Source organism: Pantoea sp. QMID4, from assembly GCF_030270445.1.
GTDB lineage: Bacteria > Pseudomonadota > Gammaproteobacteria > Enterobacterales > Enterobacteriaceae > Pantoea > Pantoea vagans.
The window spans coordinates 204,302-228,683 of the sequence record NZ_BSXL01000006.1 but is presented as its reverse complement, the minus strand read 5'-3'; the positions used below and the strand labels follow the sequence as shown (position 1 = coordinate 228,683).

General features: G+C 56.6%; 25 protein-coding genes. 8 read left to right on the top strand and 17 right to left on the bottom strand.

Translation table 11 applies throughout. The features are described from left to right. Nucleotides 1–30: 30 nt before the first annotated feature. The 4 genes from rnt to QSK07_RS15200 form a co-directional block, all read right to left on the bottom strand. On the bottom strand, nucleotides 31–699 hold the full coding sequence (gene rnt / locus QSK07_RS15215) for a ribonuclease T (RefSeq protein ID WP_098050735.1): 669 nt from the start codon (nucleotides 697–699) through the stop codon (nucleotides 31–33). 120 nt (nucleotides 700–819) lie between these two features. Beyond that, a complete protein-coding gene (gene gloA, locus QSK07_RS15210) occupies nucleotides 820–1,227 on the bottom strand; it encodes a lactoylglutathione lyase (RefSeq protein WP_010245580.1) in 408 nt (135 codons plus the stop codon). A gap of 116 nt (nucleotides 1,228–1,343) precedes the next feature. Then, on the bottom strand, nucleotides 1,344–2,441 hold the full coding sequence (locus QSK07_RS15205) for an alkene reductase (protein ID WP_098050734.1): 1,098 nt from the start codon (nucleotides 2,439–2,441) through the stop codon (nucleotides 1,344–1,346). Nucleotides 2,442–2,491: 50 nt separating this feature from the next. Beyond that, entirely contained in the window at nucleotides 2,492–3,088 is a 597-nt protein-coding gene (locus QSK07_RS15200) for a TetR/AcrR family transcriptional regulator (protein WP_098050733.1), read from the bottom strand. 173 nt (nucleotides 3,089–3,261) lie between these two features. On the opposite strand from QSK07_RS15200, the gene QSK07_RS15195 reads away from it, so the two are divergent. The 4 genes from QSK07_RS15195 to QSK07_RS15180 all read left to right on the top strand — a co-directional run bounded on the left by QSK07_RS15195 (nucleotide 3,262) and on the right by QSK07_RS15180 (nucleotide 5,666). Beyond that, complete coding sequence (locus QSK07_RS15195) at nucleotides 3,262–3,501, top strand: DUF1289 domain-containing protein (RefSeq protein ID WP_061063711.1); 240 nt, start codon at nucleotides 3,262–3,264, stop codon at nucleotides 3,499–3,501. Nucleotides 3,502–3,569: 68 nt separating this feature from the next. Beyond that, nucleotides 3,570–4,466 carry an aldo/keto reductase gene (locus QSK07_RS15190; protein ID WP_285721873.1) on the top strand — a complete coding sequence of 299 codons (897 nt, stop codon included), beginning with the start codon at nucleotides 3,570–3,572 and terminating at the stop codon, nucleotides 4,464–4,466. A gap of 84 nt (nucleotides 4,467–4,550) precedes the next feature. After that, nucleotides 4,551–5,069, top strand: coding sequence for a superoxide dismutase family protein (sodC, locus tag QSK07_RS15185; RefSeq protein ID WP_013357717.1), 519 nt, complete (start codon nucleotides 4,551–4,553; stop codon nucleotides 5,067–5,069). Between the two features lie 129 nt (nucleotides 5,070–5,198). Next, nucleotides 5,199–5,666 carry a hypothetical protein gene (locus tag QSK07_RS15180; protein ID WP_098050731.1) on the top strand — a complete coding sequence of 156 codons (468 nt, stop codon included), beginning with the start codon at nucleotides 5,199–5,201 and terminating at the stop codon, nucleotides 5,664–5,666. On the opposite strand, the gene QSK07_RS15175 is transcribed toward QSK07_RS15180, so the two are convergent. The 3 genes from QSK07_RS15175 to QSK07_RS15165 are packed head-to-tail and all read right to left on the bottom strand — an operon-like array spanning nucleotide 5,667 to nucleotide 8,763. Continuing rightward, the gene (locus tag QSK07_RS15175) at nucleotides 5,667–7,667 is read right to left on the bottom strand and encodes an FUSC family protein (RefSeq protein WP_285721872.1); all 2,001 of its coding nucleotides are present in this window, start codon (nucleotides 7,665–7,667) and stop codon (nucleotides 5,667–5,669) included. Next, nucleotides 7,664–8,521, bottom strand: coding sequence for an efflux RND transporter periplasmic adaptor subunit (locus tag QSK07_RS15170; RefSeq protein ID WP_285721871.1), 858 nt, complete (start codon nucleotides 8,519–8,521; stop codon nucleotides 7,664–7,666). The genes QSK07_RS15175 and QSK07_RS15170 overlap by 4 nt, the downstream gene beginning before the upstream one ends. 5 nt (nucleotides 8,522–8,526) lie before the next feature. After that, a complete protein-coding gene (locus QSK07_RS15165) occupies nucleotides 8,527–8,763 on the bottom strand; it encodes a DUF1656 domain-containing protein (protein ID WP_013357721.1) in 237 nt (78 codons plus the stop codon). A gap of 150 nt (nucleotides 8,764–8,913) precedes the next feature. On the opposite strand from QSK07_RS15165, the gene slyA reads away from it, so the two are divergent. Continuing rightward, a complete protein-coding gene (gene slyA / locus QSK07_RS15160) occupies nucleotides 8,914–9,351 on the top strand; it encodes a transcriptional regulator SlyA (RefSeq protein ID WP_010245551.1) in 438 nt (145 codons plus the stop codon). Between the two features lie 40 nt (nucleotides 9,352–9,391). Here slyA and slyB read toward each other — a convergent pair whose 3' ends face one another. Next, complete coding sequence (gene slyB / locus QSK07_RS15155) at nucleotides 9,392–9,859, bottom strand: outer membrane lipoprotein SlyB (protein WP_098050728.1); 468 nt, start codon at nucleotides 9,857–9,859, stop codon at nucleotides 9,392–9,394. A 282-nt stretch (nucleotides 9,860–10,141) separates the two neighbouring features. Between slyB and anmK the strand changes: the two genes are divergently transcribed. Further along, nucleotides 10,142–11,263: an anhydro-N-acetylmuramic acid kinase gene (anmK, locus tag QSK07_RS15150; RefSeq protein WP_285722002.1), complete on the top strand. Its 1,122-nt coding sequence runs from the start codon at nucleotides 10,142–10,144 to the stop codon at nucleotides 11,261–11,263. A gap of 46 nt (nucleotides 11,264–11,309) precedes the next feature. Here the strand turns inward: anmK and QSK07_RS15145 are convergent, their stop codons facing one another. The 3 genes from QSK07_RS15145 to QSK07_RS15135 all read right to left on the bottom strand — a co-directional run bounded on the left by QSK07_RS15145 (nucleotide 11,310) and on the right by QSK07_RS15135 (nucleotide 13,607). Beyond that, nucleotides 11,310–11,543, bottom strand: a complete 234-nt coding sequence (locus QSK07_RS15145) for a DUF4060 family protein (protein WP_013357724.1) — start codon at nucleotides 11,541–11,543, stop codon at nucleotides 11,310–11,312. 227 nt (nucleotides 11,544–11,770) lie between these two features. Beyond that, nucleotides 11,771–12,982: a diguanylate phosphodiesterase gene (locus QSK07_RS15140; protein ID WP_285721870.1), complete on the bottom strand. Its 1,212-nt coding sequence runs from the start codon at nucleotides 12,980–12,982 to the stop codon at nucleotides 11,771–11,773. 103 nt (nucleotides 12,983–13,085) lie between these two features. Next, complete coding sequence (locus QSK07_RS15135) at nucleotides 13,086–13,607, bottom strand: GNAT family N-acetyltransferase (protein WP_098053046.1); 522 nt, start codon at nucleotides 13,605–13,607, stop codon at nucleotides 13,086–13,088. Nucleotides 13,608–13,894: 287 nt separating this feature from the next. On the opposite strand from QSK07_RS15135, the gene QSK07_RS15130 reads away from it, so the two are divergent. Next, nucleotides 13,895–14,128: a hypothetical protein gene (locus QSK07_RS15130; RefSeq protein ID WP_098050725.1), complete on the top strand. Its 234-nt coding sequence runs from the start codon at nucleotides 13,895–13,897 to the stop codon at nucleotides 14,126–14,128. Between the two features lie 136 nt (nucleotides 14,129–14,264). Here QSK07_RS15130 and QSK07_RS15125 read toward each other — a convergent pair whose 3' ends face one another. Further along, on the bottom strand, nucleotides 14,265–15,413 hold the full coding sequence (locus tag QSK07_RS15125) for an MFS transporter (protein ID WP_285721869.1): 1,149 nt from the start codon (nucleotides 15,411–15,413) through the stop codon (nucleotides 14,265–14,267). Next, complete coding sequence (locus QSK07_RS15120; RefSeq protein WP_285721868.1) at nucleotides 15,410–15,949, bottom strand: TetR/AcrR family transcriptional regulator; 540 nt, start codon at nucleotides 15,947–15,949, stop codon at nucleotides 15,410–15,412. The genes QSK07_RS15125 and QSK07_RS15120 overlap by 4 nt, the downstream gene beginning before the upstream one ends. Before the next feature lie 543 nt (nucleotides 15,950–16,492). On the opposite strand from QSK07_RS15120, the gene QSK07_RS15115 reads away from it, so the two are divergent. Beyond that, a complete protein-coding gene (locus QSK07_RS15115) occupies nucleotides 16,493–16,768 on the top strand; it encodes a hypothetical protein (RefSeq protein ID WP_098050719.1) in 276 nt (91 codons plus the stop codon). Nucleotides 16,769–16,866: 98 nt separating this feature from the next. On the opposite strand, the gene budC is transcribed toward QSK07_RS15115, so the two are convergent. From budC to treZ, 4 genes are all read right to left on the bottom strand, one after another. Beyond that, nucleotides 16,867–17,631 (bottom strand): meso-2,3-butanediol dehydrogenase, encoded by a 765-nt coding sequence (budC, locus tag QSK07_RS15110; RefSeq protein ID WP_285721867.1) that lies wholly within the window; start codon nucleotides 17,629–17,631, stop codon nucleotides 16,867–16,869. 126 nt (nucleotides 17,632–17,757) lie between these two features. Continuing rightward, nucleotides 17,758–19,833 carry a glycogen debranching protein GlgX gene (gene glgX, locus QSK07_RS15105; RefSeq protein ID WP_285721866.1) on the bottom strand — a complete coding sequence of 692 codons (2,076 nt, stop codon included), beginning with the start codon at nucleotides 19,831–19,833 and terminating at the stop codon, nucleotides 17,758–17,760. A 59-nt stretch (nucleotides 19,834–19,892) separates the two neighbouring features. Beyond that, on the bottom strand, nucleotides 19,893–22,421 hold the full coding sequence (gene treY / locus QSK07_RS15100) for a malto-oligosyltrehalose synthase (protein WP_285721865.1): 2,529 nt from the start codon (nucleotides 22,419–22,421) through the stop codon (nucleotides 19,893–19,895). Next, nucleotides 22,418–24,202: a malto-oligosyltrehalose trehalohydrolase gene (gene treZ, locus QSK07_RS15095; RefSeq protein WP_285721864.1), complete on the bottom strand. Its 1,785-nt coding sequence runs from the start codon at nucleotides 24,200–24,202 to the stop codon at nucleotides 22,418–22,420. The genes treY and treZ overlap by 4 nt, the downstream gene beginning before the upstream one ends. Nucleotides 24,203–24,382 lie beyond the last annotated feature (180 nt).

Sequence of the window (24,382 nt, the reverse complement as noted above, 5' to 3'; positions counted from 1 at the left end):
TCATGTCGGCCTCTTTCATTGTGGCATCCCTTATGCGGATGTCGTGGCTTCTGCGTCGCCCCCGGCGAAGGGCAGAGGCCAGCCACCTAACCGTTTCCAGCGGTTTACCAGCTCGCAGAACAGTGTCGCCGTCTGCTGAGTATCATAGAGCGCTGAATGCGCCTGAGTACTGTCAAACTCCATTCCCGCCGCAATACAGGCTTTCGCCAGCACCGTCTGACCCAGTACCAGTCCGCTCAGCGCTGCGGTATCAAAGGTGGCAAATGGATGAAACGGATTGCGCTTCAGGCTGGCACGTTCTGCTGCCGCTGACATAAAGTTCAGGTCAAACGTGGCATTGTGCGCCACCATAATGGCGCGATTGCAGCCACTGTCTTTAATGCCCTTGCGCACCATTTTGAAAATGGCGTGCAGCGCCTCATATTCACTCACCGCGCCGCGCAACGGATTACTCGGATCGATACCGGTAAAGGCCAGCGCTTCCGGATGCAAAAGCGAGCCGACAAAGGGTTCGACGTTGAAATGCAGCGTCTGGTCAATCTGAATCCATCCCTCTTCATCCATTTTCAGCGTGATAGCAGCAATCTCCAGTAACGCATCGGTTTGCGCATTGAAACCGGCGGTTTCAACGTCGATCACCACCGGATAGAAGCCACGGAAACGTTGATTGAGTGCATTAGGGGAATTCGATTCAGACATCAGGATCTCGTTGCAGAAAAAGGGCAGCGCGTATTATGGCAAAAAAAGGGGCCGGGTGCAGCAGATGAAGCGCAGAGAAGGGGATTCAGCCCACCGGGTCAGGCGGGCTGAGAGGCAGGTTTAGTTGCCCAGGCCGTTACCGGCATCTTTGTTTTCGATCAGCTCGATTTTGTAGCCATCGGGATCTTCAACAAAGGCAATAATGGTAGAGCCGCCTTTAACCGGGCCTGCTTCACGGGTCACGTTGCCGCCATCTTTGCGGATACGTTCGCAGGCTGCTGCTGCGTCATCGACGCCCAGCGCGATGTGACCATAAGCATCGCCGAGGTCATATTTATCAACGCCCCAGTTGTAAGTCAGCTCGATCACCGCACCTTCGCTTTCGTCGGTATAGCCTACGAACGCCAGGGTATATTTATATTCGGTGTTTTCGCTCTGACGCAGCACGCGCATGCCCAGCACACGTGTGTAGAAATCGATTGAACGTTGCAGATCGCCAACGCGCAGCATGGTATGAAGTAAACGCATAACATCCTCTTTTAAATAAAACGCCATCGCCGGATGACCCAGGCGCTAAGTATAGCGACGAAAATCGCCATTGAATAATGGCTGCCGTCATCGTCCCAAACGGCAGCCCAAACGGATTACAGTGTCGGGTAGTCGATATAACCTTCCGCGCCGCCGCCGTAGAAGCTTTCCGGACGCTGAGGGTTAAGTGGGGCGTCCTGCTGCAGACGCTCAACCAGATCCGGGTTAGCAATGTAATCACGACCAAACGCAACCGCATCGATCAGACCGCGACCAATCAAATCATCCGCTTTCTCAACGGTGTAAGCACCGGCACCAATGATGGCACCCGGGAAGAGATCGCGCACTTTCTGACGGAATGCGTCGGTGTAAGGCTTGCCGCCGGCCCAGTCTGGCTCAGAGAGATGCAGATAGGCGATGTTGCGTTTTGCCAGCTCACCGATGTACCACAGCGCCGCTTCTTCTTCATCCGGACCGTTGTCCAGATTCTGGAAGCTGCCGACAGGCGAGACGCGGATACCAATGCGATCGGCTGACCAGTTGGCGATCACCGCATCGACCACTTCCAGCGCAAAGCGACCGCGTTTTTCGATGCTGCCGCCATATTCGTCGGTACGCTGGTTTGAACCCGGCGCCAGGAACTGGTGCATCAGGTAGCCGTGCGCGGAGTGCAGCTCAAGCAGGTCGAAGTCTGCTTCACGTGCGTTTGCCGCAGCCTGACCAAAATCGGCCACGATCTGCTGGATCTCTGGCACCGTCAGTTCGCGCGGTACAGACGTGTCTTCGCGATAGACGCTGCCATCTTCAGCACGCAGTGACGTACGCGTACCCGCAGCAATGGCGGATGGCGCTACCGGTGCTTTGCCTTCCGGCTGCACGCTGTTATGTGAGATACGACCGGTATGCCATAACTGCACGGCGCTATGACCGCCCGCCTGATGGACACCTTCGTTAATCACTTTCCACGCGGCAATCTGCGGTTGAGTATGCAGGCCTGGCGCACCGGCATAGCCTTTTGCCTGGAAAGAGATCTGGGTTGCTTCGGTGATGATCAGACCGGCGCTGGCACGCTGACGGTAATACTCCGCCATCAGTGGAGTAGGGATGTCACCTGGTTCAATGCTGCGCAGACGGGTCAGCGGTGCCATAAATACGCGGTTTGGGACGGTAATTGCGCCGACTTTCAGCGGACGAAACAGCTGGGTACTCGCCATAATAGCTCCTGATTAGTAGACCAGTCGTCTACAAATACGTTTTTTAAAAATCAGTGGCTTTCAAGCCACTGTTCGATGGTACTCAGTGCCAGACGCAGTGGCTGCGCCTCGCGGGAAATTTTGCTCTGCAGACTGGCGCCCAGCCACAACAGCGACAGCAACTCTGCCATCTGGGCGGGAGGCTGCGGCAGGCTCAGCGACTCCTGCTGCTCTGCAGCAATCAGCGTCCGGGCATAGAGCGCGGTAATCTTTCCTGCACCCTGCTGAAGTGCATCACGCATCGGCTCTGAAAGGTCGCAGACCTCAGCAGAAACTTTCACGCCCAGACAACCGACAATGTGTCCCTGCTGCACAAACAGCTCAACCGCAGCACGAAAATGATTTAGCAGACGCTCACGCGGCGTACCGTCTGTCTGGTTGAGCTGTAACCCGACATCCTGCAGATAACGCGCAAAGTAGCGTTCCAGTAACGCTACGCCAAATGCCTCTTTAGATCGGAAATAATAGTAAAAGGAGCCTTTCGGCACCGCCGCCTGTGTCAGCAGTTCGCTGAGGCCCATTCCGGTAAAGCCGCGTTGCAGACAGAGCTGTTCACCTGTCTGGAGCAGGTGTTCACGGGTTTCATTGCGTTGTAACGTCTTATTCATGGCTGAGAGAGTAGTAGACCGGTTGGTCTGATGCAACGCTGTACCGTGCATTTGGCACAGAGTGTTCACTCACCCGTGAAAGAAAAGGATAATTCTGACGGGGCAAAGCTTAATTCCTGCGCATCCAGGCTACGCTTTTACTGGACTATTTATTCTGTTAATCCGGAGTCATGGTGGCTGAACAGCTTGAGTTTTTCCCGGTTCCCAGCCCCTGTCGCGGCATCTGTCAGACTGATGCGCGCGGCTACTGCCTGGGATGTTTACGCAGCCGCGATGAACGGTTCAACTGGCTGCGCTTCAGCGATGCGCAAAAGCGGGAAGTCATTCGTCTCTGTCAGCAGCGTCGTCTGCGCCTGCAACGGCAGCAGAAAAGCGAGGAGCCACCCGAGCCACAACAGCCGGAGTTATTCTGACGACTTTCCGCTTTCCGTTATACTCTCTGACACACTAATTACAGCCAACGCGCAACAGGGAGAACGTCATGTCAGAACCGCAGGCCATCGCTTTACAGGGCCCCGATTTTTCACCGCTGGTTATGGGGTACTGGCGTCTGATGGAGTGGGGCATGTCGCCGCAGGAGCGGGTTGCGTTTATTGAGCACCATCTGAGGCTCGGCATTACTACGGTTGATCATGCGGACATTTATGGCGACTACCAGTGTGAGGCGGCTTTTGGTGAGGCGCTGAAGCTGGCTCCAGGACTGCGCGATCAGCTTCAGATTGTGACCAAATGCGGCATTGCCACCCGCGCCCGTCCTGAACATCAGATTGGCCACTACATTACCGACAAACATCATATCCTGCAGAGTGCTGAAAACTCGCTGCGCCATTTCCACACTGATCGTCTCGACCTGCTGCTGATCCATCGTCCCGATCCGCTGATGGCGGCTGACGAAGTGGCTGAAGCCTTTATGGCACTTCATCAAAGCGGCAAGGTGCTGCATTTTGGCGTCTCGAATTTCACACCATCCCAGTTTTCACTGCTGCAATCGCGTCTGCCGTTCTCTCTGGTCACGAACCAGCTGGAGATTTCACCCGTGCAGCAAAGCGTGCTGCTGGATGGATCGCTGGATCAGTGCCAGCAACTGCGCATTCGTCCGATGGCCTGGTCCTGTCTCGGCGGCGGATGTCTGTTTAACGATCCTCACTTCCAGCCCCTGCGTAATGAACTGGAGGTGGTGCGTCAGGAAACCGGTGCCACCAGTCTGGAACAGGTAGTTTATGCCTGGATACTGATGCTGCCGTCGCGACCGCTGCCCATCATGGGGTCAGGCAAAGCGGCGCGCGTCAGCGAAGCCGCCGCGGCACTGGATTTATCCCTGTCGCGGCAGCAGTGGTTCCGTATTCGCAAAGCGGCGCTGGGATTTGATGTGCCCTGAAGCGTAAAACTGCGTCAATCTTCGGCAAAATAGTGCAACAGCGACCAGACTTATCTCAACCCCTGGGATACAAATGGAGTCACCATGAAAATGAAAGCAGTTGCGCTTTTTGCGCTGATCGCCTGCGGCTCAGCACAGGCTGCCAGCGAGCAGGTTACGATCCATCAGGTTACCGCTGAAGGGATTGGCAAATCGCTGGGCACCGTTAAGATTGACGAGACCCAGTATGGTCTGCAGTTTACGCCGGATCTGCAGGGACTGAAGCCGGGCATTCACGGTTTTCATGTCCATGCTAAAGGCAGCTGTGAGCCGGGCGAATCTGAGGGAAAAGTGGTCGCCGCCGGTGCGGCTGGCGGTCACCTGGATCCGGCTAACAGCGGCAAACATCTGGGGCCATATGCTGAAGGTCACCTGGGCGACCTGCCCGCGATCTATGTTGATGAGAAAGGCAGCGCCACCTATCCGGTGCTGGCGCCACGGCTGAAGTCGTTAAAAGAGATCAAAGGCAAAGCGCTGATGGTGCATGCCGGCGGAGATAATCATGCCGATCATCCTGCACCGCTGGGCGGCGGCGGGGCGCGTTATGCCTGCGGCGTTATCTGAATGTCCGGGCGGCAGGTGATAGCCGCCCCTTTTATCCCGCCTGTTTATGAATTGTTATACCATCCCCGTCATTTCCCCCCTATGATATTGATTCAGGTAAGAAAGCGTGATGGGGAAAGGAGCAGGAAAATGAAATTCAAGGGCGCATTACTGCTGTGTCTGCTGCTGGTGGGATGCGATAAGACCAATGATACGCAGCTGGTCACTGAAACCGGACGGGAGCTTCAGCGCACCATTGATACCAGCAAGATGCGTGTCACCTGTGAAAAGATCGCCAAAGGTCGTGAATGGCTCAGTCGCAACATGGTGCGCAAGCTGGAAGCGCAGGGGTGCGATCAGGTCTTTCGCAGCGCCACTGAAACTAATTTCACTGACACCACGATCTATCGCCGTACCATGACCATGGTGTGCGGCGGCATTCACGGCCAGAGTTTTACCGGCACCGAGCTGACGCGTCGCTTTATCTTCTCACCCGATGAGAAAGCGCTGGTGATTGAACCGATGACCGAGATGGATAAAACCCGCTTCGAGGGCCATAAAACGCTGCAACAGCTGCAGGATGATTTTAACCGGCAACAGCAGCAGTATTGCCAGTAATCACTCTGGCACAGCCTGCTTCAGCTGTGCCAGCGAACAGCGCAATCGCCAGATAATCCCCGCCAGCTCGCTGGCCTCATTGTTTTCCAGCGCCAGTAACGCGGTAATGGTCGCTTCCAGTTCCGTCAGCATCTGATCCAGCGAACTGTGCCGTACGCCGCGGCTGCTGATAATCTGCTGTAAATTTTGCAGGCTGTTATCGCGAAACGCCATCAGCGTTGCTGCACCGGCGCGCCATTCACGCAGCTGCCAGACGATATGCGAACAGTTGAGCAGCACCACGCCCCAGCGCAGAAGCCAGACACGCGCCTGCTCATCCCGGCTATGGCTGAGCTGGCTGATGCGATGATAAATCTGCGATTCAAAGCGGTTCTCGCTGAGCCGTGGTCGTTGCCGCAGCTGATCGAGAAACGCCAGCCGCAGTGCCCGGATATGCCGCCGGCTGCGCCGCGCATCAGAGCTGGGCCGCAGGATCTGAAACGCCAGCCAGGCGAGCAGCACTCCGCAGACTTTGGCGATGTTATCATTAAAAAAGTCCTGATAATCCCACGTGGGCGGGTTAGTCACCGCGATAAACGAGCCCATAAAGACGATGAACTGCCCCCACATCCCGGCGCGCTGTTTCTGCTGCAGCTTGAAGAGTTGCAGCGTCACCAGCAGCGGAAACAGAAACAGTAAAAACGGCCATAGCTGACCGATCTGCACCATCAGGCCAAACTTCATCACAAAACTAAATGCAAACAGCCACATCAGCGTTTTCAGCAGCAGCGTGACGCTGCCGCCGGGTGAGGGGGCAGCGGCATAGAGCACGCAGGCAATGGCGGTCAGGGTGAGCGCCGAGGCTCCGGAAGACCATTGCGTGTTAATCCAGAACGCGCAGCCCAGGACGATTACGCAGAAGGTGCGCAGGGCGCTCCAGCCCGCTTCGGCACTGTCACTGTCACGCGCCAGCGCCGGAACCGGCGGCGGCTGAAAGCGGGTATCGGCATCGGCGCGATCAAGCAGGCGGATCCAGCGCAGCACGTTGAGGTACATCCAGCAGAAGTAGCGCAGCCGCTGACAAAAGGCGCGCTGCCGATAGTCGCCATCCGCTGCGGGTGTCACGCTACGCAGGATTTGCGCCAGACGATATTTATCACACGCCGGTTTTGCCAGCTCCGCCAGCAGTTGCTGCAGCGCCTCAAATAGCGCCTCTGGCGCGTCAGGCCAGTTCAGCAGCATACGGCGCAGGCTCGAGAGCACGCTGGTAAGTCGAAGTTGCTGGTGCAGCACATAGTTCAGGACGTTGTTCTGTCGCCGAAAACGGTAGTGGCTCCAGAAAGCCTGAATGCGCAGCAGGTTCATGGTGAGGATCTGGCTGATGACGTTTTCGTGCGCGGTACGAATGGTATCGCTGGCCGAGGGCTGCAGCAGCAACACCGCATGGTCCAGCAGCCGGGCATGCATCTGTTTCAGTGAGGTGATCAGCGTCTCGCCATCGGAGGTACTCGGTAGCACCATCATCATCAACCCGGCGCACAGAATGCCGGAGATCACCTCGCAGACACGAGCCTGGGCAATCGTCCACAGCGAGGTGATATCGGTGATGTTTACGCTGCTGAAGGCGATAATAGCGGCCGTGTAGCCTGCCAGTGAAAAGGCGTAGGCGACATTGTTCTGGTAGTGGTTTGCAATGCCGGTGCAGAGCGCCAGCCAGCCAGCAATCGCAAAGGTAAACAGCCACGGCTCATTCAGGGTATGTCCGGCAATCAGCAGCGCGGCGGTGGCCCCGAGCAGACTGCCGACGACGCGGCCCAGACTTTTGCTGATCGCGCCGCCCACGGTAGGAAAGCTGATTACGGCGGCGGAGGTCATTGCCCAGTAAGGCTCATCAAGATCCAGTCCATAGGCGATGCTCAGCGCCAGACACATTGCGATAGCATTCCGCAACGCATAACGCCACTGACCGCCGTTCGCCTTAATCCAGGGCAGTTGATCCCAGGCCAGCCACTGAACATTCATGGCTGGATGGTGATGGTGCAGCTGGTGCCCGCAACCAGACTGGCATCAGCCGGGAGCGGATCGAGACGAATGCGCACCGGCACCCGCTGCGCCAGCCGCACCCAGGGCACGTTGGGTTTGATATCGGGCACCAGACCGCTGTCGGTCTCAATGCTCTGGTCATAGATAGCGCGGCCAATGCTGTCCACCTGGCCCTGCAGCCGCATACCATTGCTGTAGAGCACCACCTGAGCCGCCGCACCTGCGTGGATATGGCGCAGCTTGGTCTCTTCAAAATAGCCCATGACATAGTAGGAGTGGCTGTCGACCAGCGCAAACAGGGGCGACCCCGCTGTCGCATAGTTGCCGGGACGAAGCGTCAGATTCGTGATCCAGCCATCTGTCGGTGCAGTCAGCGTCGTCTGCTGCAGATTCCAGCGTGCCCGCTCCAGCTCCGCCTGCGCGGCTTTGGCACTGGCGGCGGCGGATTCCGCGCTTAAGCGTGCCGCATCCAGATCCTCCGCGGAGATGATGTTACGCGGCAGACTGCTGCGCCGGTGATATTCATGCTGCGCTTTCGCCAGGTCCGCCTGCGCTTTGCTGAGCTGAGCGGCAGCGTTGTCGAGTGCAATCTGCCAGGGCACCGTGTCCAGCGTTAACAGCAGCTGGCCCTGATGCACGAACTGATTATCTCTGACCTTCAGTTGCGTAATCCGGCCCGACACCTGAGGCGTAATATCCACCAGCTCTGCCCGCACTTTCCCGTCACGCGTCCAGGGCGACTGCATGTAGTAGTTCCACAGCCAGCCACCGGCCAGCAGGGCCAGCGCAAACACAATCAGCGTTGAAAAGTATTTTACCGCGTTAAATTTCATATCGATTATCCGTGACCGATGAGCCAGAGTGCGGCGGTCACGCACAGCACAAACAGGGAGAGATCAAACAGGGTAGGATGCCAGACGTCGCCGGAGTAGATCCAGCCGCGTACCAGCGGGTGAATCAGCAGCCAGAAAAAGAAGCCGAGCAGCACCGCTTTGAATATCGGCGGGAAAAAAAGCGAGGCGCCCACGACCAGATCGGTAAGCGGTTTCGCACCTGAAAAAGCAGGAGTGAGCACGTGATAACATCCTTCATTAACCCAGACGGCAGACTGAACGCGCTGCCGCGTAATCGTAGCCTGGTCCGGGATTTGTAATTTGTCCTGTAAACTCGCAGAATAGTGTAAAATCTGGCTTGATAGCTAGCAAGCTAATTATAAGGAGATGAAATGGATACGCCCCTCGGAACGGATTTATCTCGCCTGGTGCGCATCTGGCGCGCGTTGATTGATCAGCGGCTCAAGCCGCTTGAGCTGACTCAGACTCACTGGGTGACGTTGCACAATATTCATCAACTGCCGCCTGAACAGTCGCAGATTCAGTTAGCCAAGGCGATTGGCATTGAACAGCCTTCGCTGGTGCGGACGCTGGATCAACTGGAAGAGAAAGGATTGATTACCCGTTCGACCTGTGCCAACGATCGTCGTGCCAAGCGCATTAAGCTGACGCAGCAGGCGGAGCCGATTATCGAACAGGTTGAGAGTGTGATTGATGAGACGCGGGATGACATCTTGTCCGGCATCAGCCGGGAAGAGATTAGTCAGATGGTGACGCTGATCGCCCGGCTTGAGAAAAACATTCTCGAACTTCAGCACAAAGAGAAATAAAAAAACCGACGCCCGAGCGTCGGTTTTTTATTTTGCAGCATTAGCGAGGTGAAACCGTCACCTGGCTGCCGTTGGACGCCATGACAACACGCTGGCCAACAGAGTAACGCGAGGCGGCCTGTTTCTGAACCACCATGATGGTGTTGCCATCATCCTTACGGATTTCCAGCTCAACGCCATCAGTTTTATTGATTGCGCCCTGAACACCCTGGCCTGCTACGCCACCCAGAACTGCACCACCGGCTGTTGCCAGGCTACGTCCGGCGCCGCCACCAATGGTGTTACCCAGGAAGCCACCCAGCACCGCACCACCGATTGCACCGATGACGTTACTCTCATCACCGCCCTGGATTTTCACCGGACGCACAGAGACTAAGGTACCGTACGACACACTCTGCACCTGCTTGGCTTCACTGGCACTGTAGGTGTCACCCGACAGCGTACTGGTATTGCTACAACCTGCCAGCATCGCACCGGCCAGAGCGACCACAATTACACGCTTAATCATTTGAAACTCCTTTAGTCGAGAAGGCGCCACGTTTATCGCTATATCCTGCACACAGTATAAGACACAAAACTGGCAAATTAATCCCTGTCCGGATAAAACACGGTTGGACGAAGCATAGACTATGTAAGATCAACAATAATTCAATCGTCGTCTAAAAATAGTCCCGTAACGTTACTGGTCAGCACGATCAGATAAAAAGAATTTAATCATAGAATTAGCAATTATTATTTGTCAGGCTAACCGCAGATGAATCGCACTTCCCGCCGGAAGTAAGGAATGGTTATGAAATCAGGACGCTATATCGGGGTAATGTCAGGCACCAGCCTGGATGGCGTGGATGTGGTGCTGGCCGCCATTGATGAAAATATGGTGGCGCAGCAGGCGAGTTACTGCCATCCGATGCCACCCGCGCTGCGTCAGGCTATTCTGGGGATTTGCCAGGGCCAATCCCTGACCCTGTCACAGCTCGGCCAGCTTGATACCCGCCTCGGTCAGCTCTTCGCTGAAGCCGTCGTGACATTAATGCAGCGCGAGTCGCTGGAGGCCAGCGATATCACGGCGATTGGCTGTCATGGTCAGACTGTCTGGCATGAGCCTCAGAGTGACGCACCGAATACGCTGCAGATTGGTGACAATAACCAGATCGTCGCGGCAACCGGCGTCACCGTGGTGGGCGATTTCCGCCGCCGTGACATGGCGCTGGGCGGGCAAGGCGCGCCGCTGGTACCTGCTTTTCATCAGGCGCTGCTGATGGATGCCGCAGAACGCCGCATGGTGCTGAATATTGGTGGCATCGCCAATCTCTCATTGCTGATCCCTGGACAGGCGGTGCGCGGCTTCGATACTGGTCCCGGCAATATGCTGATGGACGCCTGGATATGGCGGAATCAGGGTCAGCCTTATGACAAAGATGCGCAGTGGGCGCGCAGCGGCTTGGTGATCCCGGCTTTGCTGGAGGCGCTGTTGCGCGAACCCTGGTTTGCGTTGCCGCCGCCGAAGAGCACCGGACGCGAACACTTTAACCTGGGCTGGCTGGAGCAGCATCTGCGCTATTTCCCGGGTCTGTCACCGCAGGATGTGCAGGCCACGCTGGTGGAGCTGACCGCCATCACTATTACACAGCAGGTTTTACTCAATGATAGCTGCGATCGTCTGCTGGTGTGCGGCGGCGGCAGTCGCAATCCGCTGCTGATGGCGCGGCTGGCAGCACACCTTCCCGGAACGGAAGTGGCGACCACCGATGCGGCGGGTATCAGTGGTGATGACATGGAAGCGCTGGCGTTTGCCTGGCTGGCATTCCGTACGCTCTCCGGTCTGCCGGGCAATCTGCCTGCGGTGACGGGCGCACGGGAGAAAAGCGTGATAGGCGCAATTTATCCGGCCAATTCTCTCTACCAGCGTTAAGCGAAAATGCGGGGGTATTATGCCCCCGCAGGCGAGCAGGCCGCCGTCAGGCGGCGCCGGAGAGATGCGTCAGATTACGAACCCCGGTAATCACCGTGGCAACCATTGTTTCACGTCGGGTAATGACCTCAACCTGATAAAACCGGCTGCGGTATGCGATGGAATAGATGATGGGATGGTACTTATTACCTTCTCCGTAGCGGGCGTAGTGCGCTTCGAGCGCACGGGTCGCTGCCAGAATATGGGAGGGTTCTTTATCACCGCGGATGATTTGCTTCATTCAGTTCCTCAAATGCTGTCCCTGGATTCACGTCGCACGCATGGCGCGTAGCGCTGGCCTAAACACTGAACATCTGACTGCTAAACATTTAATCACTGATGGGGTCATAACTGACTGTGACGCGGGAAGATGACAGAAAGATGATCCTCCGGCGCTGATAATTATTTAGCAGCCGCCGGGTGATCCAGCAAGGCAGGGAAGCGTAAAATCATCCAAATCGCAGGAGGTTAAATCAGCTCCGGCCAGGCCACGGCCGCAACGCCATTCAGTTCAGGCTCAGAGAACAGGAACCCCTGGAACTGGGTCACGCCCGCGGCTTCCAGCCACATCCATTCTTCCGGTTGCTCAATGCCTTCAGCGATTACGCCGATCTCCAGTGAGGCGCAGCATTTCAGAATGGCGTGGATAATCGCCTGTTTCGGCCCACTTTTATGCACGTCAGAGATGATGGCGCGATCGATCTTAATTTTGTCAGGCTGAATGCGGGTCAGTAGCGACAGCCCGGCAAAACCGGCACCGAAATCATCCAGCGCCAGGCTGATGCCAGCCGCTTTCAGCTGCCTGATGGCGGCTTCAAACGCTTCCGGCTGTGAGATGACTTCATTCTCGGTGAACTCAACCATCACCTGCTCGGGCACCAGTCCCTGGGCTGCTATCTCATCCACCAAAAAGAGGACGGCGTCGGGCACTTCTACCAGCGTCATCGGCAGCAGATTGATCGACAGGGTCATCCCCTCAATCCCCAGCTTCTTCGCCTGAGCAAAGGCGATCTTTTTCGACTGCAGATCGACCTGATAAAGCTGCTCGCGTGTCAGTCGGGCAAAATAGTCGAGCGGCGATTCTCCCTGCGGACCGCGCAACAGTGCTTCCAGTGAAACGATCTCGCAGGCGAAGGGATCAACAATAGGCTGAAACGCAAAGCTGACGTCATCCGTAGCCACCAGCGCTGCATCGCCTTCGCGCTGTTCTGCCTCATCACGAATAAACGTCCAGCCGCTGGCGGCAGGGATCTCGAAATAGTTCTCTTTTTCGCGCGCTTCAACAAAGGTGCGCAGGAACTGCAGTGCGCGATCGGCATAGGTCATCTGATATTTCGTCGTGCATTTTTCCAGCACTGACTCCAGCACGGTTTCCTGATCGTGCAGCCGCAGATCGAAGAGCTCCATACCGACATGACCAAAACGTCGCGCCGGGGCGTAATCTCGCAGCAGTTCGACCAGATTGTGGTGGCGCGGATCCTGGCAAATGCGGCTATAGACCGCATTTACTGCCGCCTCCGGGCCTTCCAGAAGCTGGAAAAAATGCGTGCCATTGAACAGTAAAATTCCGGTGATACTTGACGATTTGTTGATTTTATTCGCTTTCAGCGCCAAATCATTCAGGGTTTCGAGCTGCACATGTTCAGTGATGTGGCTGCGATAGATGATTGTCGACAACATAATGGTTTCCGGAATTTTTTATTTTTTGTTAAGGCACCTTACCAGAAGCGTCTCCTGGGGAAAACGAGGGCCAGTATGACTTTCTTATTCTGACGCTAATATTTTAGTCAACTGGCGGCGTGGTATCGCCTGTTGCCAGAGAACGTTGCATAAAAACGGTATCCAGCCAGCGGCCCTGTTTGAAACCCACCGAGCGCAGGATGCCTGTCATCTCAAAACCTGCTGCCTGGTGCACGGCAATCGAACCCTGGTTCTCGCTGTCGCCCACGTTGGCAATCATCTGGCGAAACCCTGCCTGCTCAGCCCAGGTAATGGCATGATCTAACAGACGTGAGCCGGCACCACGTTTCTGGAAGCCGGGGTCAATATAAATTGAGTCTTCCAGCGTATGGCGGTAGGCGTGGCGAGGGCGGTAAGGTGCCAGATAGCAAAATCCACGTACGTCGCCGTCGCTGACAGCAATGAACCACGGCAGCCCTGCCTGCTGTATCTTACGCACTCGCTCGCCCATCTCTGTAGCGTCAGGGGGCACGGTCTCAAATGAGCCGGTGCCGTTAAGAACATGCCAGGCGTAAATCTGCTGAATCGCCGGAATGTGGCGTTCATCTGCATCATAAATTTCCACCATGAGGTTTGCCCTGATCGTCTGCACCTGTTGTAAAACAACGGTATAGCGGGTGCTCAGATCGCGCAATATAAATCTCGTGCGCGTTAGCAATTTTATTACTGGCGCTTCCTCCAGGACGATTCCTGACGAAAAGGGAACACTCATACCCGCCGGTTGAGCCCCGCTTCTGAATGGCGGTTAAGCCTATTCTGAAAACAGCGTCAGCCGGATGATTCGCTCCGGCGTTAAGGCTATTATCTGTGCCGTTCCAATAGGGTGAATTAATTGACGGGAGGCGCAGCGTGATGCGATTTGTTGATTTTCTGAATAGTAAGCAGGGGCTGCGTGCAGCAAGAAATCACTGCTTCGAATTAAATGGGGTCGTGCTGGGCCATTTTACGGCGTTATTCCTGCACGATAACCAGATTATTTTTACCAAAGATGGTAAGCAGTGTGCGGTGCCTTATTATCTGGGGCCCGATGAAGATTTACTTCAGCAGAAGGTGAATCCACGGATTAAAAATATTCGCGCGATCTGAAAAGCTTCGGGGCTGTCTTTATCCGCTTTATTATAAACGTGCTCTTGAGCTGGACAGTTATATTGAACAATGTCTGGTAAATAACATTATCAGTTAATTCCCGCCACGCTTTGCGATGCTTTTCGTTATTTACGGCTTATTGATCTGATGCGTCACTATTCTGCGACGGTGTAATAAATTGCAGGAGCAGGGCGCTGAGCGAAAACAGCGTTAATGCCGTACTGGCACCCAGCGCGGCGTAAAGCTGACCAAACAGAAGCGATCCCGCAACCTGACCGACTGCCAGCATAAAAAACAGGATACCGACGCCTGTCGCGGGCTCTTCAGCCGTGGCCTGTGCTCCCCATACCAGCAACACGCCCGACAGCGTCACGTATCCTGCGCCGCAGCAGGCCACCGCAACCAGTAAATCGGTAGATTCACCGTGACTGAAGGCCAGAACCAGCAGTGGCAATGCCATTCCGCACAGTGACAGCCGGTAAACCGCGTTCAGCCCGATACGAGCAGCGACCGGGCCGGTTGCTGCACCCACAATGCCTGCACCTCCGGCAACCAGCCAGAGTAAACGGGCGGTCTCTGCATCGACACCGACATGCTGGCGCAGCAGCGCCGACCCAAAGCTCCACCAGGCCGCACTGACCAGACCTGAAACCAGCGCTATGCCTGTCAGCCGGCGCATAGCGCGACGGTACAGACGCTGGTGCCAGCGTCGCGCTTTAGCAGCGCTGCCGGCAGCATGAACCGGCAGCACGCGGATTACCGGCAGCAGACAGGCCAGTGACAGCAGGGCGAACATTAGGCAGGCGGCCCGCCATCCGCCAGGCAGCACGCTCAGGATCACCACGGTCAGAATGATACCCGCGCTGGTGCCGGCGTTGATCAGCGTATTGATGCGCGGCTGATCGGCAACCGCAATCCGGTTACTGACAGCCGCGGCCAGAGCGGGCGAGGCCAGCCCTGAACTCAATCCGGCGACAAACAGTCCTGTCGCCAGCAGTAGCGGTGAGGAGGCGCAGGCAAGCAGTAGCAGCCCTGATGCGGCACTCAGGGCCGCCAGCAGTGCGGTCAGTCGGGCACCATAGCGGTCTGCCAGTGCGGCTGCGGTGAGAATAGTGAGGCAGTAGGCCACAAAGCTGCAGGCTGACAGCAAGCCCGCCTGCTGCGGGCTGAACGGGATATCGGCTGAGATCGAAGGCAGCATCAATCCCCACGAGAAGCGCGCCATGCCGTAAGTCACAGCAATCAGGCTAAAGCCGGTCAGTGCCAGCGCGGCGGGTGACCTCATCTGACCGCACCACGCTGCAATAACTGGCTGGCGACCTGTGCCGCCTGCCGTACAGCGGCAGGACCGATAATCAGCGCTGTGGTCATCGCTCCCTCAAAGAGTATCCAGATGGCATCACTCAGCTGCTGATTAACTTCGCCGCCCAGTTGCGTCACGCATTGCGTAATGTAAGCGCGCATTGTGGCGCGAAAGGCCAGTGCCTGGGATGCCAGCCCGCTATCCCGCTCGGCATATTCCCCCCAGGCTTTCAGAAAGAAGCAGCCACGCGCGCCGTTTAACGTCGTCCACTCACCCAGCACCGTAAACAGATGCGCGATTGCCTCAGGCTGTTGCGCTGGCAGCAGCTCCGCTATAAAGCGCTGCTCGCGGGCGTCAAGCACCGCGGCGGTAAGTGCTTCGCGGGAGGCGAAATGATGGTAAAGCGTGCGTGTCGAAACGCCCGCTTCGCGACAGAGTTGATCGGTACTGGTGGCGTGGAAGCCGTGGGTATAGAAGAGCCGCTCGGCGGCCTGAAGGATATCGTCTCTCTTTTTCATGCTTTAAAAGTAAACCGATCGTTTTACTTTTTCAAGCCAGTCGCGGTTAATTACGCCCGCCGTTATTGATAAACCCCCGACTCTGCCTGTCTCAGCACTTCGCTAAAAGAGAGGCGCTCTGCCGCTTTCACACTTTTTCAGTCTCTGTTTATCAATACTCATAAGTCCCCCTGCGGCGGTTAATGTCGTTTGTTGTGGCTCTAATCATAACCACCGTGACATATCAGGCAGGATGTAGCAGAAAGTAAAATAACCTACTGTTTTATATTGCTTATTTTGTTTTATGGTTTTTTATTGATGCATTAGTACCCTAAATGAAAGCGGGACTGCAAAACGGGACGGGAACGTTAAGCGCGCTGAATGCCTGAAGCGATAGCAGAGGCTGAAAAGGGCATATTCTCAAAGTCGGTTTGCGTTACGCAATAAAGTGGTTTTAGGGATAATTCTCAGTTAGTTTAATAAAGCTTCAGATTACAAATAAAACCTCTTACGAATTTTGGTTCGTTTTTTACGACACATACAGCAACTATCAGGATGACTACCATGCTCAAAGCCAGCTATTATTATCTGTGCCCGCGTCCCATGGGTGGATGGATTTTACACAAAGAAGGTTGCGTTAATCTGTCAAAAAACGATAAACGCGTTTTTATTGGTTCGCTTTATACCCGACAGCAGGCGCTGGCGGTGGCAAAAGTCCATCACGCTAATGCTATATCGTGTAATGCCTGTCTGAGCACCTTTATTTGCCCGACCAGTACCAGTACGGCAATTAAACCGGCGCGCGCGGCAACGCCAACCCGCCATACGCCAAAACATTAATTCACTGAAATTAAACGGCAGCAGTAAAAGAGAATAAAAAAATTTACAGGGCGGGGCGTTCAGAATAAAAAAGGCAGCGTAACACGCTGCCCTGATACTTATGCCTGTTTAGGCTGGCCATTTGAGGCGGTTATTCCGCCATCAACCGGCAGATTGACGCCGGTAATATAACTGGCTTCATCGCTGGCAATAAAGAGAATTGCACGCGCGATATCATCCGCTTCACCGGCACGACGCAGCGGAATGCGATCGTAAAAACGCTCCAGCAGTTCCTGATCCTGTTTGGCATCTTCGGTCAGATCGGTAAAAGTGAAGCCGGGGCAGATGGCATTGACCCGCACGCCATCCGCACCGTAATCCATCGCCAGCGCACGGGTGAAGTTCGTAATCGCCCCTTTAGCGGCGTTGTAGATGCTCATACCCCAGTCACCGCCTAAGCCTGAAACGGAGGAAATGTTGACGACGTTACCTTTGCTCTTCAGCAGCGCTGGCATGAAGTAGTGAACACCGTGGAAAACGCCATCAAGGTCAGTTTTCATCAGGGTTTTCCATGCGTCGAGGTCGACTTCATGGATACGGCCCTGAACGATAACGCCCGCATTATTCACCAGTACGTCTGCACGGCCATACTTCTTCAGCACCGTTTCTGACAGCTGTTTAACCTGTCCGGCTTCTGAGACGTCGCAGGCAGCCACCAGGTGATCGCCCGCCGTCATTTTAGCCAGCGTCTCTTCCAGTTTCTGTCGGTTGCGTCCCACCAGCACCACGGATGCCCCTTCTTCAGCGAAACGCTTAGCGCTGGCTTCGCCAATGCCGAATCCGGCACCTGTCACAACCACAACTTTCTGTGTAAATCTGGACATTATGCCTCCTTATCAGCATTAATTCTTACTGTTAACAACCGGTTAAGCCTGGCAGCGATCGGCAAAAAAACAAGCGCAGCGCGGAATACGCTGCGCCTGATGCCTGATTGTCAGCCTGTTCAGCGACTAGGGACGTCTGAACAGGGCGAAGCTGCGTCCTTCCAGCTCGAAATCCTTCTCTTTAGTGATCACCAGACCCCGCTTCGCCACATCGCTGGTGGTCAGCTCCAGCACCCAGCCACCCTCGCCAAACTGTGGAATGCGGAAGGGCACATTGCCTTCGAAGGGGTTAAGCAGCATCAGGACGTCATGCCAGATGCCTTCCTCGGTCTGCAGATCCGGCCGGCCGATATAGACGCCCAGCGTTGAGCCTTCATCCCACTGCTCACTCTGCTGGAAACCGCCACCGGCGTTAAACCACTTGATATCCATGCCGTCGCGCCAGTTTTCACGGCGCAGCAACGGCTGCTGAGCACGCAATGTCAGGATCTGACGGGTGAACTCGCGCAGCGCCTCCGCGGACTCTGGCAGGTTATCCCAGTGTACCCAGGAGATTTCGCTGTCCTGGCAGTAGCCATTGTTGTTGCCCATCTGGCTGCGGCCAAACTCGTCGCCAGCCAGCAGCATCGGCGTGCCGTGAGAGAAGATCAGCGTGGCGAGGAAGTTACGCTTCTGACGCTCGCGCACCGCGTTAATGCCTTCGTCATCGGTCGGGCCTTCAACGCCGTAGTTATAGGCGCGGTTGTCGTTATGGCCGTCGTTATTGTCTTCGCCATTCTCATCGTTATGTTTGTCGTTATACGACACCAGATCGTTGAGCGTAAAGCCGTCGTGGGCGGTGATGAAGTTGACGCTGGCCCACGGACGCCGACCGTGCTGGTCGTAGAGGTCGCCTGAACCCAGCAGGCGGGCGGCAAAGTCGGTGGAGACGTTGTTGCCTTTCCAGTAGTCACGCACCGTATCACGATACTGATCGTTCCATTCTGCCCAGCCAGGCGGGAAGCTGCCCACCTGATAGCCGCCCGGACCGATATCCCAGGGTTCGCCAATCAGTTTTTTCTGCGACAGAATGGGATCCTGCATCACGGCATCGAAGAAGCCGCCACGCGGGTCAAAACCATCCGGTTCGCGGCCCAGAATCGTGCCGAGGTCGAAACGGAAACCGTCGATATGCATCGACTCAGACCAGTAGCGCAACGAATCGAGCACCATCTGCAGTACGCGCGGATGCGAGGTATTCACGGTGTTGCCGGTGCCGGTGTCATTGATGTAGTAACGATGCTGGTCGGGCATCGTACGGTAATAAGAGAAGTTATCGATGCCTTTAAACGACAGCGTCGGACCCAGCTCATTACCCTCGGCGGTGTGGTTGTAGACCACGTCAAGGATGACCTCAATACCGGCATCGTGGAAGGCGCGTACCATATCACGGAAGCCCTGAATGCCGCGTGGCCCGAAGTAGCGGGTCGCGGGCGCAAAGAAGCCCAGCGTGTTGTAGCCCCAGAAGTTTTTCAGCCCCTTATCCAGCAGATGCTGATCGTCCGGAAACCAGTGCACCGGCAGCAGCTCGACGGAGGTAATGCCCAGGCTTTTGATGTAGTCGACGGTTGCTTTGTGACCCATACCATCAAAGGTGCCGCGCAGCTCCGGCGGCAGTGCGGTGTTGAGCTGCGTAAAGCCTTTCACGTGGGTTTCATAAATGACGGTTTTCGGCCATGGCACATTCGGGCGGTTTTTATCCTGCCAGTCGAATTCATCAGGGTCGATAACCCGGCACTTAGGCGTAAACGGCGCGCTGTCACGGGTGTCGAACGTCAGATCTTTATCGTCGTGATAAAGATCGTACGCGAAGTGCGCCTCGTTCCAGGCGATGTCACCCGCCAGTTCTCGGGCGTAGGGATCGAGCAGCAGCTTGTTCGGGTTAAAGCGGTGGCCATTTTCCGGATCATAAGGGCCATAGACGCGATAGCCATAGAGCGCGCCCGGCTTCAGGCCCGGAATATAGCCGTGCCACACTTCGTGGGTATATTCCGGCAGCTCCAGCCGGGCAATTTCCGTTTTACCGCTGGGATCGTACAGACAGAGTTCAACCCGCTCGGCGTGGGCGCTGAACAGGGCGAAGTTCACGCCCTGGCCATCAAAATTGGCCCCCAGCAAATGGCTGTAACCCGCCGTAATTTCAAAACGCTGACTGTTTGACATTTATGCCTCGTTATTCAGTGAACAGATTGACGCGTAATAAACTAAATTCTTCCTGAAACTCACTGTGCCACCAGCACGGCGCACCACTGCGACGCCAGTTCTGTCAGCGGCAGCTTGTCGCCTGCATCAAGGGTTTCACCGCTCAGCACATCCTGATAGCGGCGCTGGCCGAGTGCGGCGGGCAGGGCGATATGCGTGTCAGCCCAGCGCGCCTCGGGCGCCTGCTCGAGATTCTCCGGCAGTAAGTTAAAGACCCGGCGTGAGACAATTACAATGACAGCCTGATCCTCACGGGTACGGGCAAATGCGAGCACCTTGTCCTGATGCTCACCCTCTGTTGACAGCGCCAGATAATCACCGTGTCGGAACAGCTCTGGCTGCTGCTGACGCAGCGTTAACAGCTTCACAATCGCCTGCTGATTGACCTGACCGCGCAGCCAGTGTGCCTCACTGCCGTCATGCTGCGGCGCGTTAAGCATTGCCGCCAGCGCATCAAAATCGGGTTCACGGCGGTTATCGGGATCGACCAGGCTGAAGTCCAGCGCCTCACTGCCCTGATAAATATCGGGTACGCCTGGTGCGGTAAGCTTCACTACGGTCTGGGTCAGGCTGTTGACCAGGCCGGCGCGCATAAAGGGTTGCAGCGACTGGCAGAAATCATTGAGGAAGGGGCTGTTGCCAGGCGCAAGCAGATGACGGGCATAGCTCAGCACCGCCTCTTCATAGTCATCGTTATTGTCGGCCCAGTCGGTGCGCAGTTTGGCTTCACGCATCGCTTTCTCAACATAGACCACAAAGCGGGCTTCCAGCGACGCCAGACCTTCCGCATCCTGCGGCTGCAGGGTGGTCGGCCAGACGCCGGCCAGCGCTTCATACAGCATCCACTCCACAGCCGGTTCCGGTGCCGGGCCATCTTTCAGATGAACGACATGATCTTTGTTCATCTCCCGCCAGCGGCTCACGCACTCCGCCCAGCGCTGTGGCGCTTCGGTCAGAGTATAGAGCCGCGCGCGGGCATCTTCGCCGCGTTTAGTATCGTGCGTTGAGGTGCCCGACAGCGCATCGGGCTGATGTTCGCGCCGCGCCTGCATCTCTGCATGGAACTGATCCAGCGAGAAGTGGCGTGCCAGCGGTTCAGCGCCGACTTCATTCAGCGCCAGCGCCATGTGCTGACGGAAGAAGAGGGTGTCCTCGACCGATTTCGCCATCAGCGGACCCGTCAGCTGCTGGAAGCGGGTGCGGAACTGCGTGGCATCGTCACGGGCGGAATCGCCCACTTCTGCACGCAGAATGCAGGTCAGGAAGTCCAGCGCCTGCAAGTCAGGCGCATGGTCGCTGGCTTTCACTTCGCTGACCACCTGGTCCAGCAGCGCGGTATCAGCGGGCGTCAGGCCTTGCGGTGTGCCATAAGTGCGGTAAACCGGGAAGGCGACCAGCAGCTCACGCAGCGCATTTTTCAGTTCCGCTTCCGGCTGAGTCGTGCCCTCTGCGTCAGCAATTTTCAGTGCCAGTTGCAGTAACCGGTTAAATTCGCCGGCAAAATTGCGGTTCGCCATCAGCAGCTTGGCGGCACGCAGCTCTGCTTTCATGTCGACGGTTTTGCCAATGACAGCCTGATAGGCTTTGCGCAGTCCGCTCAGGCGGTCGCTGTCGACCAGCAGATTGGCGAGTGAGGCCATAAACTCATAGCCGGTGGTGCCGGAAACCGGCCACTCATCAGGCAGCTGTTCATTGTCGCCCAGGATCTTCTCTACGGTGAGATAGCAGTCGGGACCGGCAGCCTGGCGTAACTGCTCCAGATAGCCGCGCGGATCGGCCAGACCATCCACATGGTCGACGCGCAATCCCTGCACCGCACCGCTGTGAACCAGTTCGAGGATCAGCTGATGCGCGGCATGAAAGACGGCCTTGTCTTCCACGCGCACGCCCACCAGACCGGTCACTTCAAAGAAGCGGCGGTAGGAGAGGTCGTTGGGCGCGTCGCGCCAGGACATCAGTCGCCACGGCTGCTGGTCATGCAGTCCGGCGATCTCTGCGGCATCGCGCAGGGCGAACACCGCCTCTTCGCGATCCTGCCAGGTCTCAGGTTTCAGCGGATAGAAATTGTCAAAGTAGGCCAGCGCCGGTTTGCCGGTCTGCGGATCGCGCTGCACGCTGATATCACCGTCAGCCAGCACTGCCTCAAACGTGTCGCCCAGGAACGGCAGCGTCAGGCGGCGTGACCAGTCGATATCAAAATAACTGGCATAGCGACTCTGTGCGCCATGCTCAATGACGTCGCGCCACCAGGGGTTCTCCAGCGAGGCGGCCATATGATTCGGCACGATGTCGAGGATCAGCTCCAGCCCGGCCGCTTTCAGCGCGGCCACCATGCGATCAAAACCTTCCCGGCCACCAATCGATGGCTCGATCTGGTTAACGTCGGTCACGTCATAGCCGTGGGTTGACTCAGCGGTGGCGCTGAAGATCGGCGAGGCGTAAAGATGGCTGATGCCCAGCTGTTTCAGGTAGGGCACCAGCGCCGCCGCACGGTCAAAGGTCATGCCATTGCGGAACTGGATGCGGTACGTTGCGGTTGGAATAGTCATTCTGTTTCTCTCTTAGCCAGACGTACCACGATAGCGTTGGGAATCAGTTCGGTTGCGGTCTGCGGCCAGGCAAACAGCGTTTCACCCGGCAAATCGGGAATCGGCTGCGTGCTGTCGCCGACGTTCAGCGCCAGTGACAGCGTGCCCTGTGGGAAATCCCAGCGCACCGCCAGGAAATCGTCTGCTGTTTTCACCACCTGACCGGCATCACCGCCGGCGGTCTGCAGCAGCGGCACGATATGTTCCTGACGCAGCGCCAGCAGATGACGCGTCAGCGCCAGCCACTGCTGACCTTCCGGCGTTTCTGTGCGTGGCCAGTCGAGTTTCGACTGTTCAAAGGTGGTGACATCGTTAGGATCCGGCACCGTTTCGCCGTGACCGGCATGGCCTTCAAACTCCCGGGCGCGACCTTCACGCACCGCTTTAGCCAGATCGCCGTGGAAATCGGTGAAGAACAGGAATGGTCGGGTTTCGCCATACTCTTCTCCCATAAACAGCAGCGGAATGTGTGGCGAGACCAGCAGCATGGCCAGCAGCACCTGTGTCCGCTCTGCACCTGCCAGCGAGACCAGCCGTTCACCCTGCGCGCGGTTGCCCGTCTGGTCATGGTTCTGGATAAAGTCGACAAAGGCGACCGGTGGCTGACTGCTGCTCTTCACACCGCGTGGCTCGCCCGACTGCGTTGACACTTCGCCCTGATAGACAAAGCCTTCTGCCAGCGCCCGCGCCACCCGCTGCGCTGGCTGGTCAGCGAAATCCTGGTAGTAGGCGTGGGTTTCACCGGTTGCCAGCACATGTACGGCGTTATGGAAGTCATCGTTCCATTCGCCGGTAAACAGCGGAGCATCTCCGTTGTCGTCGCGCGGATGCAGGAAGGTAACGTTTCGGCAATCTTCAGTAGTGAGATGAATGGGGCGATCGGTAATAGTGGCGCGGATGCGCTCGGCAATCTCAACCAGCACATGCTTCTCGCTCGGGTCATCAATCTGATCGATGGCGTCAAAGCGCAGGCCATCCAGATTAAATTCCTGCAGCCAGTAGAGCGGCGCTTCCACGATATAGCGGCGCACCGCATCAACATCATAGGCGATCCCGGCGCCCCACGGCGTCTGGCGCTCTTTATGGAAGAAGTCTGGCGCGAGCAGCGGCAGATAGTTGCCCTCCGGGCCAAAGTGGTTCAGCACGATATCCAGCACTACCGACAGGCCGAGACCGTGCGCCGCATCGATAAAGGCTTTGAAATCATCCGGCGAACCGTAGGCGGCATGCGGTGCATAGAGCAGCACGCCATCGTAGCCCCAGCCACGATTACCGCCAAACTGCGACACCGGCAGCACTTCAATCATGGTGATGCCGGTTTCGGCCAGCATCGGCAGCTTCGCTATCGCCGCCCGGAAGGTGCCTTCCTGGGTAAAGGTGCCGATGTGCAGTTCATAGACCACTGACTCTGTCCATGGACGACCCTTCCAGCCCGTGTTCTGCCACTGATACGCGTCAGGATCGATCACCAGGGAGGGACCGTTGACCTCCGCTTTCTGGGCGCGGGCAGCGGGATCGGGCACGGCTGTGCCATCTGCCAGCACAAAATCATATTCGGCATTCGCAGCCACACCGGTGACCTGGGCTTCAAACCAGCCGTCCGCCTGCGGTGTCATCTCAATGTCTTTACCGGCGAGACGCAGCGTCACGCGTTGCTGGCCGGTTGCCCAGAGGCGGAAACGCACCTCGTCACTGGCAACCCGTTCAGCGCCCCAACTTTTAGAAAAAGATTTGGATTCCATTCAGTTGCCTCATTTAGCCTGGAAATACGCGATGGTGACCACCGCGTGAATAGGATGTCGATGACGTAAGCGTCAGAAAATCGTAAAGCTATCAGTGAGACCCGGATGCCAGGTGGGCTGGCGCGCCTCTTCAGCCAGGAAACTGGACTGGTATTCAGCGTGATGCGGCGGGAAGGGAAA

Excerpts from the sequence above, each read along its gene's own strand:
- rnt (WP_098050735.1), bottom strand. The coding sequence starts at position 699 with ATGTCTGAATCGAATTCCCCTAATGCACTCAATCAACGTTTCCGTGGC.
- gloA (WP_010245580.1), bottom strand. The coding sequence starts at position 1,227 with ATGCGTTTACTTCATACCATGCTGCGCGTTGGCGATCTGCAACGTTCA.
- QSK07_RS15205 (WP_098050734.1), bottom strand. The coding sequence starts at position 2,441 with ATGGCGAGTACCCAGCTGTTTCGTCCGCTGAAAGTCGGCGCAATTACC.
- QSK07_RS15200 (WP_098050733.1), bottom strand. The coding sequence starts at position 3,088 with ATGAATAAGACGTTACAACGCAATGAAACCCGTGAACACCTGCTCCAG.
- QSK07_RS15190 (WP_285721873.1), top strand. The coding sequence starts at position 3,570 with ATGTCAGAACCGCAGGCCATCGCTTTACAGGGCCCCGATTTTTCACCG.
- sodC (WP_013357717.1), top strand. The coding sequence starts at position 4,551 with ATGAAAATGAAAGCAGTTGCGCTTTTTGCGCTGATCGCCTGCGGCTCA.
- QSK07_RS15180 (WP_098050731.1), top strand. The coding sequence starts at position 5,199 with ATGAAATTCAAGGGCGCATTACTGCTGTGTCTGCTGCTGGTGGGATGC.
- QSK07_RS15175 (WP_285721872.1), bottom strand. The coding sequence starts at position 7,667 with ATGAATGTTCAGTGGCTGGCCTGGGATCAACTGCCCTGGATTAAGGCG.
- QSK07_RS15170 (WP_285721871.1), bottom strand. The coding sequence starts at position 8,521 with ATGAAATTTAACGCGGTAAAATACTTTTCAACGCTGATTGTGTTTGCG.
- slyA (WP_010245551.1), top strand. The coding sequence starts at position 8,914 with ATGGATACGCCCCTCGGAACGGATTTATCTCGCCTGGTGCGCATCTGG.
- slyB (WP_098050728.1), bottom strand. The coding sequence starts at position 9,859 with ATGATTAAGCGTGTAATTGTGGTCGCTCTGGCCGGTGCGATGCTGGCA.
- anmK (WP_285722002.1), top strand. The coding sequence starts at position 10,142 with ATGAAATCAGGACGCTATATCGGGGTAATGTCAGGCACCAGCCTGGAT.
- QSK07_RS15145 (WP_013357724.1), bottom strand. The coding sequence starts at position 11,543 with ATGAAGCAAATCATCCGCGGTGATAAAGAACCCTCCCATATTCTGGCA.
- QSK07_RS15140 (WP_285721870.1), bottom strand. The coding sequence starts at position 12,982 with ATGTTGTCGACAATCATCTATCGCAGCCACATCACTGAACATGTGCAG.
- QSK07_RS15130 (WP_098050725.1), top strand. The coding sequence starts at position 13,895 with ATGCGATTTGTTGATTTTCTGAATAGTAAGCAGGGGCTGCGTGCAGCA.
- QSK07_RS15125 (WP_285721869.1), bottom strand. The coding sequence starts at position 15,413 with ATGAGGTCACCCGCCGCGCTGGCACTGACCGGCTTTAGCCTGATTGCT.
- QSK07_RS15120 (WP_285721868.1), bottom strand. The coding sequence starts at position 15,949 with ATGAAAAAGAGAGACGATATCCTTCAGGCCGCCGAGCGGCTCTTCTAT.
- QSK07_RS15115 (WP_098050719.1), top strand. The coding sequence starts at position 16,493 with ATGCTCAAAGCCAGCTATTATTATCTGTGCCCGCGTCCCATGGGTGGA.
- budC (WP_285721867.1), bottom strand. The coding sequence starts at position 17,631 with ATGTCCAGATTTACACAGAAAGTTGTGGTTGTGACAGGTGCCGGATTC.
- glgX (WP_285721866.1), bottom strand. The coding sequence starts at position 19,833 with ATGTCAAACAGTCAGCGTTTTGAAATTACGGCGGGTTACAGCCATTTG.
- treY (WP_285721865.1), bottom strand. The coding sequence starts at position 22,421 with ATGACTATTCCAACCGCAACGTACCGCATCCAGTTCCGCAATGGCATG.
- treZ (WP_285721864.1), bottom strand. The coding sequence starts at position 24,202 with ATGGAATCCAAATCTTTTTCTAAAAGTTGGGGCGCTGAACGGGTTGCC.